This is a genomic window from Phascolarctobacterium succinatutens CAG:287 (assembly GCF_000434895.1).
Taxonomy (GTDB): domain Bacteria; phylum Bacillota; class Negativicutes; order Acidaminococcales; family Acidaminococcaceae; genus Phascolarctobacterium_A; species Phascolarctobacterium_A succinatutens_A.
In genome coordinates this window covers 1-13,690 of the sequence record NZ_FR892829.1, presented here as the reverse complement: position 1 = coordinate 13,690, position 13,690 = coordinate 1, and the positions used below count along the sequence as shown (strand labels likewise).

The following is a 13,690-nucleotide window of genomic DNA, read 5'->3' as shown; positions in this document are numbered from 1 at the left end:
TCAGCAGGAGCGATGATGTAATAGGTGATTACAGCATATTCGGTATGCGGCAGGGAAACCTCAACGATTTCAGCGCCCAGCTCTTTATATTTTTCAACGGCCTTCATGATTTCAGCCTTAACCTTAGCATCAACGCCTTCACCGAAGTATTCCTTCGGCAGACCGATGCGCAGGCCTTTAACATCATTTACCAGTGCTTTGGTGAAGTCGGGAACCTCTACGTTCAGGGAGGTGGAGTCCATCTCGTCCTTACCGCAGATGGTGTTGAGTACCAAAGCAGCGTCGGTTACGTCTTTGGTGATAGGTCCAATCTGGTCCAGAGAGGATGCGAATGCTACGCAGCCATAACGGGATACACGGCCGTAGGTCGGTTTAATACCAACGCAGCCGTTGAAGGATGCCGGTTGGCGGATAGAGCCGCCGGTATCGGAGCCCAGAGTCCAGATAGCTTCGCCTGCAGCGATAGCAGCAGCACTACCGCCAGAGGAACCGCCGGGAACGCGGTCCAGGTTCCAGGGGTTGTGGGTTACACCGAAATGAGAGGTCTTGGTGGTAGAGCCCATAGCAAATTCATCCAGGTTGGTTTTGCCCAGGAAAATGGTTTCGTCAGCGCGCAGGTTTTTGATAACATGTGCGTCATATACGGGAATGAAGTTCTCCAGCATTTTGGAGGAACAGGTAGTGCGCAGGCCTTTGGTAGAGATATTATCTTTGATTGCACCGGGGATACCTGCCAGCGGAGCGATTTTCTCGCCTGCGGCAATCTTGGCATCAACCTTGGCAGCCTGTGCCAGAGCATTTTCTTTATCCAGGGTTACATAAGCGTTAACCTGGTCTTCAACTGCGTCGACACGCGCAATAACAGCGTTAGTTAATTCGACGGAGCTTACTTCTTTGTTGACGAGCTTTTCATGCAGCTCGTGCGCAGTAAGTTTATACAAATCCACAGCGTTTGCCTCCTTCTTATTCGATTACGCGCGGTACCTTAAAGCCGTCATTGTGAACAGCAGGAGCGTTCTTCAATGCTTCCTCGTGGGATACGCCTTCTTTGACAACGTCCTCACGCAGTACATTGCTTACCGGCAATACGTACGGGGTAGGTTCGATACCTGCGGTATCAATTTTTTCAAGAATGTCGGCATAGTTAAGAATCTGGTTGAACTGCTCGGTGAATACTTCCATCTCGGAAGCAGGAACAGTCAAACGGGAAAGCTGTGCGATATGCTTTACGTCTTCAGCAGAAACTTTCATTTTTTCACCATCCTATAAAAACTCGTTTTATTTTTACAAATAACCTGTTTTATTATAACACATTTACTGAGCAAAGTACACTGAGTAAGGCGCTTCGGCAGTGCTTGTGGGGATATTTTTAGGAAAAAGCGGCTTTTAAAATATTAGATTGCAAAACAATAAGGCCTCTCCTGGGGGAGAGGTGGCATCGCGCAGCGATGACGGAGAGGGGTTACAGCAAAATAAGACATATACATAACCCAACCCCCTCTCAGTCGCCCTACTGGTAACAGCTCTCCCAAGGAGAGCCTTTCTCTTCGTATAGCATCCATACACACAAACATACTTGAAAACCCACCCAACCCACCAAAAATAAAAAAACCCGCCTCACGGCGGTTCTCTAAACTCCAAGCATCTGGCGCTATTTCCCCTCTCGCTTGCTCACCTCAGCATACAGCCTCTTCAAAATATCCAATGCTTTATCCTGCTGCATACTGCTTAGCTGCGGCCTTACCTTACGTCTGTTCTTATTTTTATAGCTGCCAAGAGTAATATAAAACCCTTTTGTCGTCGCATCGTGCGCAAACAGCATATCCGTCTGCTTCTGCTTCTGCTTCTGCTTTTGCTCCTGCTCCGCAAGCGGCAGCTTCTGGATAAAAGCATCCAGCTCTGTCAAATCCTCACTTGTCACCTTTGCTGATGACAGCAGGCAATTCTTGCCATTTTTATCGACAAAAAAGCAACTGAAGGTTCCCTGCCCTTCCTTAAAGGGATCATAATTAACCTCAAAGCAATAGCACAGGGTGCGGAACTGATGGTTCTGATTCATATAAAAGGCAGACCATTCTACGTGTGTCATCTTATCTTCTCCTTTTACCGGCGCACAACCTATATTAGCTGTCAGCAGCACAAGCACCGCCAGCAGCATTTTGCCGATTTTCCATAATTTACTGTGCATACCGTTCACCGCCTTTGTTAAGCCTTAATTGCGAAGCGGAGCTCTGTCCTTAGCCTTCAGGTAAAGCTGCAGAAACTGCTTTTGCATTTCCTCTCTTTGCTCCCCGCTCAAAGGCGCCGTCAGCTTTTTGACGCTTTTATCCTTATAGTTGGCGATGCTCACATCAAAAATTTCATTAGTCTCATCGCAGACAACCAAATCATCATCTAACGGCGCGGGTTCCTTGGGCGGTGCCAGCGGCAGTCCTTGGATAAGCGCATCAAGAGGCGCCAGCTCCTCGCGCGTCACAGGCACGCTCTCCAGCTCACAGCGCCAGGTGTCGTCATTGAGATTTGCCGGAGCCTTAAAGCTGCAGTCATAAAGCATCTGCCCGCTTTTAGCGTCCAAACGCAGCGCATAATTATAGCTATAATCATAATTCGAGCCGTTTCTGTATAATTGCATATCCGTCCATTCTATACGTCCCATGCTATCGCCTCCCCGTACCTGGGCATAAATCAGCTTTGCTGTCAGCAACAGGAGCGCTGCCAATAACAGCAGGTGAATAATTCTCAGCTTATTACTTTTTTGTTTGCGCATGCTGCTCACCGCCTTTTGCTATTCTTCTGCTTATAGCATAGCGTATCAGCGCAGCTTTGTCCCTACCCGAAAGGCTGATTTGGGGTAGGAAGAGAAGGTGACTGCAAAATTTTTCGCAAAAGTAGCAATTTTTTCACTTCACCCTACCCGAATTTTCCATTTGGGGTGGGGTGTTTTTCTGTTGCCTGATATATAATGCAGATGTAGAAAAGAATCGGCTGATTAATTATTGTAATATTCTTGAAGTTTTCTTTATATTGGCCGATTTAAAGAAAGGTGGTCTTGTTTATGCAACGCAAAAAATTAATCTCCAAAACCCTGACAACAGCTGTAATGCTTGCGCTGTACATCGGGGTGGCACAACCATCCATAACTTCTGCACAGGAATATACTGACCAAATCACCGGTGCTAATGACGCTTATGAAGCTCATGGCATCCGCACTACTGTCGGTATGGAATCAACTTATACCTTCGCTGAGGGTGACGTAGTAAAATGGACTAACGCCTACCCTGCTGTTGAGGTTTGGGACGAAGGAACGCATTTAAAATTTACTACGCCGCTAAATCTGCAGCTTGACGTTAAAGATGGTGCTACCAGCGGTATTCATGCAGCAACCTCTAACTACGATACTCCCGGCAGGCTCACTGCCCAAGATGTGAATATCACAGGTCAGTCTACAGGCTCTAATTATGATATAAACAGAATCTATATTTCCGGCATTGATACTTATGCTGCCGATATCCAGATGAAAAATCTCCATATTGACGTTACAGCTGACGGCAAACCGGAAAGTATTGCTGATGGTATTTTCATGGGCCGCGATGTTGAGGATGAAGACAGCGAACATACTTTGACCGTAAGCGGCGCTGCAAATATCAAGGCTGTTTCTAAAAACGGCTCTTATGCCTGGGCTGCAGGTATTGAAGCCCAAGACCAAGCCAAGATGAACTTTGGCAAGCTGACAATCGCTACCGAAGCTATGGCTGAAGATTTAGCCCGTACTAACGGCATCTTTGCCGCAGGCAACTCCAAAATCAACGCCGGCGAAACACATATTGACGTAAAAGGCAACGCTGTAACTGAAGGCTACAGCTACGGTCTTAATGCTATCCACAGCTCCACCATTACTCTCGGTGACAACAGCACTATTCGCGCTGAAAGCAGCGGCGACGGCGAGATTTCAGCCATAGGTGTACGCGCAGGCTTTTATTCCGAAGTCAACCTGGGCATTACGGATATCCGAGCCGAAAACAATAGTGACGGCGGTACTGTTGATGTGTTATTTGTCGAAGATGGCGCCGTTCTCAATATGGCCGGCGGCAGCATCACCGGTGCCAACAACGCTAACAATGGCTTGTTCAACGCTATCAATGCTTACGGCGAGGATCCGGATCCGACTTGGCATACCGACACTATTGTCAACATCAACCAAGGTACAACTCACGATGTTGTAATCGTTGGCGACGTACGTGCAGCCAACACCGCCATAGTCAACCTCAACCTGAATACTGACGCTTCCAGCATCACCGGCAATCTCGACCAAAGCGGTCCTTATGTAGACAAGGATGATTCTGCCGGTACCATTAACCTCACCCTTGCCAACAAGGCTACATGGCATGCTATGGGTGAATACGGCATTGGTTATAGCTATCTGGAAAACCTCACCCTGAATAATGGCAGCATCACCATGACCAATGAAGAGGTGCAGAACATTGACGTTAATCACCTGCAGGGCACCGGCGGCGAGCTGACGCTGGAGGCTGATGCAAACCTCAATACAGGCTTCTTCCGCGTAAACAACGCTGATACCGACGCTGCCGCAGTACATACCTCTTATGCAGGCATCAATGCTGATAACGTGAAGGATGCAGCCGGCTTGGAAGGCCTTGTTAGAAACAGCCTGAAGATTCACGATGACAGTGCGGCAAAATTTGACGTTCATGTTAATGAAGGTCTGCTCATCGGCCAGATGCAGGCAGATACCATCAACCATATTGACGGCAGCGCAATCGCCAATGTAAAAATTGCCCAAAGCACTACTGTAGATGCTATCAGCCATCTGCAAAACGCAGCAGCACTGTCCTGGAGACAGGAGGACGCTACCTTGAGTAAACGCTTGGGCGATTTGCGTCAGGGCGATGATGACCAGGGCTTCTGGGTACGCTTGAATCGCGGCGAATTTAAATATGACAATGCCAAAAACCAGAATAATTTCTTCCAGATGGGTTATGATAAGGCTGGCGGCGATTGGCATTACGGCGCTGCTATCAGCCGCAACAGCGGCAAAACCACCTACGGCGATGCAACAGCGAAAAACCGTAGCTTAGCACTTACTCTGTACGGCACCTGGCTGGGCGACAAAGGCCATTATGCAGACATCGTACTCAAGGAAGGCCGTCTGAGCAATGATTACGATATCTCTGCACCGATTGGCTTCACTCACGGTCAGTACAAAACCTGGGGCAGCAGCATCAGCGCGGAATACGGCAGAGAAATCGCTATGGGAGACAAGGCCTACTTCACCCCGCAGGCACAGCTTTCCTGGCTGCGTATTGCCGGTAAGGATTACACTACCGCCAACGGCATTGCTATCAGTCAGGACAGCCAAAGCAGCACCATCGGCCGCTTAGGCTTCGAGCTTGGCAGCAGACTTGGCAACAACGGTAATGTATACGCCAAAGCTTCTGTACTGCATGACTTCGGCGGCAGTGCTGACACCCGCCTGAGCTACAACGGTGTATCCACCACCTACAGCAACGATTTGGGCGACACCTGGTACGAGGCAGGCATCGGCTTCAACCTCAAAACCAAGGATAACAGCTATCTGTATGCAGATGTTTCCAAAGCCTTCGGCGGCGACTACAAGACACCGTGGCAATGGAACGTAGGTATGCGCTGGACATTCTGACAGATCCGTCTTTTCAACATGCAGAACAACATTGTACTGTAATTAAGCAATAAAAAATTGTGCGGTCGTAAAAAACCGCACAATTTTTGTGTTTATCTCTAAAATTCAGCTGAATTTTGCTATTGCTACGATATTTTATCATCTTTTAAAATAAAACCAACCCCATCCTACCCAAATTTCCCCTTTCGGGTGGGGCACAGACGCTCTTTTTGCGCTATAATGAAGGCAAGATAAGGAAGGGAGATGTTCCTATGTTTAAAGAAAACGACGAATGTTGTGCTATACAATGCGAAAAATGTGGCGGCACCATGTATTCCGACGCTGCCAGCACCAGCTTCATCTGCTCCTTCTGCGGCAGCAAGGAGCCTTGGCCAAACAGCGAAAATATTCTTGATAGCGAAATCAAGTATCGCCATAAGCCTGTAGAGGTTGTCAACGGACTGGTGAAGCTGGGACACGTATACTTCATGGAGCCCTTGCCGGAGATGCTCAAAAACAACACCCAAAGCATCGAAGATAAGCTGGGCGTTTTCAGCGCCCTCAGCACCAAGGTTTACGAAGAAAGCCACACCATCAAGCTGCCCTGCCCGCTCTGCGGTGCCGATGTTACCGGCGAATCCACGCAGACTATTTTTACCTGCGAATACTGCGGTCACCGTCTGACGCAGGAGGAGCTGAAGGCCGGCGGCTACAACAAGGACCAGCTAATCGGCGCAGGCTCCCGCAGCTACCCCTCTATCGCCCTGCCCTTCAAGCTCACTAAGGAGCAGGCCTTTGGCAGAGCGCAGCTGCTGATGCGCCGCGAGCCGATGTCCTTCAAGGGTGCGGAAAAGGACATCAAGGAAAAATTTACCGCCTTCTATACTCCCTATACGCTGGCAGACCTGCGCGTCAAGGCACAAATCTCCAGCAACAAGGGCGACTGCGAAATTTATCAGGAGGTTTTAAACTGGGTATATCCGCAAACCTATGTCTTTGACGAAAACGCCGTCGATATGGTTGCTCCCTGGAACTTTGATGAATTCGCCCCCTTCGACCCGGTATTTTTGGAGGGCGACGTGCATATCACCACCCGCAGTAACCTCTTCCCGGTACAAAAATATCTTGACCGCATGATCAATGAGCAGCTTTGCAACAGGCTCTGCGAAAATTATGGTCTGAAAACGGTTACGATTGAAAAATGGGCACGCAATATCCGCAAGCATTCTGCTGACATCATGCTGCCGATTTATTATGTTGACTATACCGACAACAGCGCCGGCGAACGCTTCGTCATCGTTGTCAACGGCCAGACCGGCGCTGCCAGCGCCCGCTTCGTCAACAGCAAGGACAAGGTACGCAGCCTGCAGCTGCCTGCCAGCAGCAAGCTGCCGCGCTTTGCCGAAACCACTATGCGCACGCCGCCGATGATTGTACATTACGTAAAGCCCAAATTCCTGCATGAGGTAATCCCAGCGGAAAAGGGCTTCAAAAAGAGTATCTTCCAAATGCTCAAATTCTGGTAGAAAACGGGTTATTTTGTGTATAATTGTTGTAAAGCATAGAGTGTCTGGTCTCCTTTGTAGATTATGTTGTTTTGGTCGATAATATTTTACTACAATTCCAACACTTATTTATAGAACCTAAAAATCCCCTGACGCCAGCTTCATAGCAAGCATCAGGGGAAATTCCGGCAGCTCAGAAGAAACCGAGCTAACATCCGCTCTTAATAATTTATCGTATGAATTTCAAAATAAGCCTGCGGGTTTTTACAAATCGGGCAAACCTCCGGAGCCTTCGTACCTACAACGATATGTCCGCACTTGCGACACTCCCAAATTCTTACCTCGCTCTTAGCAAATACCTGCTGTGCCTCTACGTTGTGCAGCAACGCACGATAACGCTCCTCATGACGCTTCTCAATAGCTGCTACGCCACGGAACTGCTCTGCCAGCTTATAGAAGCCTTCGGCATCTGCCTCTTGGGCCATACGCACATACATATCCGTCCATTCGTGGTTCTCTCCCTCAGCAGCGTGCAGCAGATTTGCCGCAGTATCGCCAAGCTCGCCCAAAGCCTTAAACCATAGCTGTGCATGCTCCTTTTCGTTCTCTGCTGTCTGCAAGAACAAAGCAGCAATCTGCTCAAAGCCTGCTTCCTGCGCTACTTTAGCAAAATAAGTATACTTATTACGAGCCATAGACTCGCCAGCAAAGGCCTCTAACAGATTCTTCTCCGACTTTGTGCCAGCATAAGGATTCTTTGCCTTGTCGCCAGGAGTATCCTCGATTTTTACAAACTTATCTGCGCCCTGCTTACAGATTGGGCAGACAAAATCAGCTGGCAGCTCCTCGCCTTCATAGATATAACCACAAATTAAACATTTCCACTTCATCATTTTCTTTTTCGCTCCTTTTGTTAAATCTGCGCTGCGGTCCTGATAAGCAGTATGCAGCATTGCTTCAGCCATGTCGCTCAAGGGCGTATCATAAAACTCCTGGTAAAGCTGCTGAATTTCTTTATTTTCGTGAGACAGATGCAACTCCATCTCTGCGTCCCGCTCATAAAGACCCTCGATACGTGCCTTGCGTGCTGCGTCAGCATCATAAGCAAAATCCTTCGGCTGCCCGCCGCCGCCAATACAGCCGCCAGGACAGGTCATAACCTCTATAAAATGATATTTTTCAATGCCACCAGCTATGAGCTTTCGGACATTTTCCGTTCCGTGAACCACTGCTACATTGATAACCCTGCCTGCTATCTCCACGCTGGCCTCACGCAATCCATCATAACCACGCACTGGCTCGAGCTTGAGTATTTCCTTAGGTGGCTGCTCACCCGTAAGATAAGCATAAGCAGTCCTGAGAGCTGCCTCCATCACGCCGCCTGTATTGCCAAAAATAACACCTGCACCAGAGGCCTCGCCCATAAATTTATCAAAATCGCTGTCCTCTAGGCTGGTAAAATCAATGCCTGCTTCCTTCGCCCACAGTGCCAGCTCCCTCGTCGTGATGACATTATCCATATCCCGCAATTCAGCTATACCCAACTTCTGCCCGGCAGCGTTCATTTTCTCACGGCGAATCTCAAATTTTTTCGCCGTGCAGGGAGTTAAGGCGACATTAAAAATCTTCCTCGGATCAATGCCCATTTTCTGTGCGAAATAGGTTTTAATCGTCGGTCCCTGCATCCCTATCGGACTTTTAGCTGTAGAAACATGCGGCAGGAGCTCAGGGTAATAGGTTTCTGCAAACTTCACCCACGCCGGACAGCAGCTTGTAAACTGCGGCAGCGGCTTGTCAGTTTCACCTTTAATACGGGCAAGAAGCTCGCTTGCTTCCTCAACAATTGTTAAATCAGCCGCAAAGTTCGTATCCAGCACATAATCAACGCCCAGAGCACGCAAAAGCGCAACCATCTTCCCCTGCACGAACGCCCCCTTAGGCAGGCCGAATTCCTCGCCCAAAGCCACGCGTACAGAAGGTGACGTACTGACAATGACGATTTTGTCCTTATCCTGCACGGCAGCCTTAACCTCTGGATATTCATATACCTCGGTGATGCTGCCAACAGGGCAGACATTAGCACACTGACCGCAGTGAATACAGATAGCTCTGTCTCCGGTCTGCTCCAGCGCATAGGTTCCCAACACACCAACAGGACTTGTGCAGACATTACTGCACTGACCGCATTTGATGCACAATGACTCATTACGGACAATACTGGGATTATCCGCTTCAATAGGCACCCTCACGGAAGTTGATAAATGCTTGCTCACAATATCATCTCCTCCAATATGAAATTTTAACAGCGCTCCCTTGACCTTTTATAAAGCACTATTATATCGTTTACATTATAACTCATTCCCAGCGTCTGTCAACAACTTATATTAATAAAAAATAATTTTACTTTAAAGGAGACTTTTCTCTAAAGCTCACTTCACCAGCCCCATCAGCGCCTAGAAAACCTGCGGCATGACCAGCGCTGGCAGCATATTCAGCAACTTGCATTCACGCAACTGCCAAACACCTAAGCCTGAGCTCATGAGAAAAATGCATACTTGTCCATTCTATACGTCCCACGCTATCGCCTCCCCGTAACTAGGCATAAATCAGCTTTGCTGTCAGCAGCAAAAGCGCTGCCCGCCAACAGCAAGCTGCCGCGCTTTGCCGAAACCACTATGCGTACGCTGCCGATGATTGTACGTTACGTAAAGCCCAAATTCCTGCATGAGGTAATTCCGCCGGAAAAGGGCTTTAAAAAGAGTCTTTTCCAGATGCTCAAATTCTGGTAGAAAACGGCTGCGGCAGCAGTCGGAGTATAATCATCCACCTCCTTGTACAAAAAAGCAGAGAGCCGTGTTTCACGTGAAACACGGCTCTCTGCTTTTATCGTTGCTGCAGGAAGCTTCCTGCCTTATTTACTTTTAGAACAGGGGCTTGCTGTTGCCACCCTTCGGCTTCTTCTGGTTCTTGATGCGCAGGCTGACGATAACCTCATCGCCCTCTACCGTCTGCTCCATGTTAACGGGAATACCAACGTCCTTAATAGCGTTGACAACCTGCTTAATACTGTTCAGGTAGATGCGGACGTCGTTGACAATTACCATGCGGCGGCGTTTTTCCTGCTGCTTGTCATCAAGCAGCTTGCTGATATATTCTTCAGTCTGGCGCACACTGTAGTTCTTGGCCACAATAACCTCCAGCACCTCCAGACGCTTGGCATCATCATCCAGCTTCAGCAAGGCACGTGCATGACGCTCGCTCAGGCCGGCATCCACCAGCACCTTGCGTACAGCAGGCGACAGACGCAGCAAACGCAGCTTGTTGGCGATGGTGGACTGCTTCTTGCCTACGCGCGCAGCCATAGCCTCCTGCGTCAGATGGAACTGCTCCATCAGCTGTTCGTATCCCTCTGCCTCCTCCAGAAAATGCAGGTCCTCACGCTGCAGGTTTTCAATCAGCGCAATCTCTGCAATCTGCTGCGTAGTATAATCGCTGATAATCACCGGTACCTCCGTCAGCTTCGCCATACGGGAAGCACGCAGGCGGCGCTCACCGGCAATCAGCAGATAACGGCCGTCCTCCGTCGGGGATACCAAAAGAGGCTGCAGCACGCCATATTGGGCGATGGAAGCAGACAGCTCCTCTAAGGCTGCCTCGTCAAAGCTTTTGCGTGGCTGATACGGGTTAGGGAAAATCTGCCCGATAGGCACCTTCACAACCTTCACCTCATTTACGGCCTTACGCTCACCAATAATACCGCAATCTGTATCTAATACCGAAAATCCATCATCTACTAACATTTGCTTCCCCCTATCTAGCGCCTAAGGGCTGTTTTTCCGGCGTACCTGCCTTACGCGGGTACTGCGCCGGTGTTGTTTTGATTTTAGCTATCTTTATTATAGCACGTCCATCGTCAAGACCGGGTAATTTTACAGGCTCTGCACTAATAATTTTGCCGCCGAGAATTTTTACCGCAGCCTCGCCCTCGGTAATTTCCTCTGCAAACTTACTGCCCTTCAGGGCGATAAACTGACCACCCTTTTTGGCCAGCGGCAGGCAGTATTCGCTCAGCACGCTCAAGCGCGCCACCGCGCGTGCCGTTACATAATCATATTTTTCGCGATGCTTTTTATCGCGGCCGGCATCTTCAGCACGCAAATGCTCGCAGCGGATACCCTTCAGCCCCAGCTCCTCAATCACCTGCTGCAAAAAGCGCAGGCGCTTGCCCAGAGAATCTATCAGTGTCACCTTCAGCTCGGGGCAGTAAATTTTCAGCGGCACACCGGGAAAGCCGGCGCCCGTGCCCACGTCTGCCAGGGTTTTACCGGCCATCTCCGCCTCGTAGGCCAGCAGACTGTCTACCATATGCTTTACGGCAACCTCCTCAGGCTCTGTAATCGCGGTAAGGTTCATCACCTTATTGGTTTCCACCAGCAGCTCGTAATAACGGCTGAACTGCTCCAGCTGCAGCGGCGTAAAGCTCAAACCGGCCTCCGCACCCTTTTCGGCTAAAATTTCTGCAAAGGTCATTCTTCCTGCTCCTTTCGGCGCTTCAGCTCCAGCGCAATCATCAGCACGCTGATATCAGCAGGCGAAACACCGCTGATACGCGATGCCTGCCCGATATTTGCCGGACGCACCTTGTCCAGCTTTTCAGCGGCCTCGCTGGAAAGCTCCTTAATCGCACGATAATCTATATCATCAGGCAGGCGCTTGTTTTCCAGCTTCATAAAGCGCTCAACCTCCTGACGCTGCTTGGTAATATAGCCCTCATACTTGGCAAAAATCTCGGCCTGCTCCGCAACCTGCGGTGCCAGCTCCGGCAGGTCAAACGCCTGCTGCAGCTTGCTGTAGGTAACCTCCTTGCGGCGCAGCAAATCCAAAAGACTGCTGCCGCTGCGCAGCGGCGCCGTCCCCATAGCCTCCAGCTTGGCATTGTTTTCCGCGCTAGGAGAAATATTCTGCTTGCCCAGCTCGCTCACGGTGCGCTCCAAAGCACTGCGCTTTTCGGTGAAAATGCCGTAGCGCTTATCATCAACCAAGCCAATCGCTCTGCCCTTTTCCGTCAAACGCAAATCAGCATTATCCTGACGCAGCAGCAGGCGGTATTCCGCACGCGAGGTCATCATTCTATAAGGCTCGGATGTACCCTTGGTAACCAGGTCATCAATCAGCACGCCGATATACGCCTCATCACGACGCAGCACCAACGGCTCGCGTCCGTTAATCTTCATCATCGCATTGATACCTGCCATCAGGCCTTGGGCAGCAGCCTCCTCGTAGCCGCTGGTACCATTGGACTGACCGGCGCTGAACAAGCCGCTGATAGCCTTATGCTCCAAAGACGGTCGCAGCTGCAACGGATCAAGGCAATCATAATCTATGGCATAGCCAGCACGCATCATCTTGCAATGCTCCAGACCGGGAATAGTCTGCATAAACTGCAGCTGAATGTGCGCCGGCAGCGAAGAGCTCATGCCCTGTACATACATTTCATTGGTGCTGCGTCCCTCAGGCTCGATAAACAGCTGATGACGCTCCTTATTGGCAAAGCGCACAATCTTAGATTCGATAGACGGGCAGTAGCGCGGGCCGACACCCTCGATCATGCCGTTATACATACCGGATAAATGCAGATTATCGCGGATAATTTTATGCGTAGCCTCATTCGTATAGGTCAGATAGCAGGGAACCTGTTCACGCGTTTTGATATCGCTGATAAAGGAGAAGTTGCGCACCTCCTCATCGCCATATTGCGGCTCCATCTTGCTGTAATCAAGACTGCGGGCATCAATACGCGCCGGCGTACCGGTCTTAAAGCGCATCAGCTCCACGCCGTTCTCCAACAGCGAAGCCGAAAGCTTCTGCGCACTACGTAGGCCGTTAGGACCACATTCATAATTAACCTGGCCGTAAACAATACGGCCGCGCAGATAAGTACCGGTAGCCAAAATAACGCACTTCGCCTCGAAAACCTCGCCCGTTTCGGCCTCTACGCCAACAACCGCACCGTTTTCCACCAGCAGCTTATCAATCATCAGCTGCTTCAGCTCCAGATTATCCTGATCCTCAACAATCTTTTTCATCAGCGTGTGATAAAAAGGCTTATCCTCCTGACCGCGCAGAGCATGCACGGCATAGCCCTTACCGGTATTCAAAAGACGCATCTGGATACACGCCAAATCCGCACTGATACCCATCTGGCCGCCCAAAGCATCCAGTTCACGCACCAGATGTCCCTTTGCCGGACCGCCGATAGACGGATTGCACGGCATCAGCGCCACATTATCCAGCGACAGCGTCGCCAGCAGCGTCTTGCCGCCCAGACGGGCGGCAGCCAGCGCCGCCTCCACGCCAGCGTGGCCGGCACCAACCACAATTACATCAAATGTATCTGTAATATAACTCATCTTAATAGACCTCTTAAAAATATATGTATTAGTGAACTCACAACAAAATTTTTCATTGCAGAGCAATACGTTAATTGCAACGCCATACGCCCCCCTTCCGCCTCGCTACGCTCGGCACC

At 49.8% G+C, this 13,690-nt stretch carries 11 protein-coding genes; 3 read left to right on the top strand and 8 right to left on the bottom strand.

The annotated features are described in order from the left end of the window. The 4 genes from BN587_RS12145 to BN587_RS11060 all read right to left on the bottom strand — a co-directional run. The coding region (locus tag BN587_RS12145; RefSeq protein WP_044484966.1) for an amidase at window positions 1–947 on the bottom strand (947 nt) is incomplete at its 3' end. A gap of 16 nt (window positions 948–963) precedes the next feature. Continuing rightward, the gene (gatC, locus tag BN587_RS11070) at window positions 964–1,251 is read right to left on the bottom strand and encodes an Asp-tRNA(Asn)/Glu-tRNA(Gln) amidotransferase subunit GatC (RefSeq protein WP_009145481.1); all 288 of its coding nucleotides are present in this window, start codon (window positions 1,249–1,251) and stop codon (window positions 964–966) included. Window positions 1,252–1,651: 400 nt separating this feature from the next. Further along, a complete protein-coding gene (locus tag BN587_RS11065) occupies window positions 1,652–2,188 on the bottom strand; it encodes a hypothetical protein (RefSeq protein WP_021721208.1) in 537 nt (178 codons plus the stop codon). Window positions 2,189–2,212: 24 nt separating this feature from the next. Then, window positions 2,213–2,767 (bottom strand): hypothetical protein, encoded by a 555-nt coding sequence (locus BN587_RS11060; RefSeq protein ID WP_021721207.1) that lies wholly within the window; start codon window positions 2,765–2,767, stop codon window positions 2,213–2,215. 288 nt (window positions 2,768–3,055) lie between these two features. On the opposite strand from BN587_RS11060, the gene BN587_RS11055 reads away from it, so the two are divergent. Both BN587_RS11055 and BN587_RS11050 read left to right on the top strand, forming a co-directional pair. Next, window positions 3,056–5,677 (top strand): autotransporter outer membrane beta-barrel domain-containing protein, encoded by a 2,622-nt coding sequence (locus tag BN587_RS11055; protein ID WP_021721206.1) that lies wholly within the window; start codon window positions 3,056–3,058, stop codon window positions 5,675–5,677. Between the two features lie 251 nt (window positions 5,678–5,928). Then, window positions 5,929–7,182 (top strand): hypothetical protein, encoded by a 1,254-nt coding sequence (locus BN587_RS11050; protein WP_021721205.1) that lies wholly within the window; start codon window positions 5,929–5,931, stop codon window positions 7,180–7,182. 200 nt (window positions 7,183–7,382) lie between these two features. Here the strand turns inward: BN587_RS11050 and rbr are convergent, their stop codons facing one another. Next, the gene (gene rbr, locus BN587_RS11045) at window positions 7,383–9,434 is read right to left on the bottom strand and encodes a rubrerythrin (RefSeq protein WP_021721204.1); all 2,052 of its coding nucleotides are present in this window, start codon (window positions 9,432–9,434) and stop codon (window positions 7,383–7,385) included. Between the two features lie 339 nt (window positions 9,435–9,773). On the opposite strand from rbr, the gene BN587_RS12140 reads away from it, so the two are divergent. Continuing rightward, window positions 9,774–9,950, top strand: a complete 177-nt coding sequence (locus tag BN587_RS12140; RefSeq protein WP_303684980.1) for a hypothetical protein — start codon at window positions 9,774–9,776, stop codon at window positions 9,948–9,950. Window positions 9,951–10,082: 132 nt separating this feature from the next. Here the strand turns inward: BN587_RS12140 and BN587_RS11040 are convergent, their stop codons facing one another. From BN587_RS11040 to mnmG, 3 genes are read right to left on the bottom strand one after another with little or no spacing between them, the layout of a single operon-like run. Continuing rightward, window positions 10,083–10,961: a ParB/RepB/Spo0J family partition protein gene (locus tag BN587_RS11040; protein WP_021721203.1), complete on the bottom strand. Its 879-nt coding sequence runs from the start codon at window positions 10,959–10,961 to the stop codon at window positions 10,083–10,085. A gap of 10 nt (window positions 10,962–10,971) precedes the next feature. Continuing rightward, entirely contained in the window at window positions 10,972–11,691 is a 720-nt protein-coding gene (rsmG, locus tag BN587_RS11035; RefSeq protein ID WP_021721202.1) for a 16S rRNA (guanine(527)-N(7))-methyltransferase RsmG, read from the bottom strand. Next, window positions 11,688–13,571: a tRNA uridine-5-carboxymethylaminomethyl(34) synthesis enzyme MnmG gene (mnmG, locus tag BN587_RS11030; protein WP_021721201.1), complete on the bottom strand. Its 1,884-nt coding sequence runs from the start codon at window positions 13,569–13,571 to the stop codon at window positions 11,688–11,690. Before mnmG ends, rsmG begins: the two co-directional genes overlap by 4 nt. Window positions 13,572–13,690 lie beyond the last annotated feature (119 nt).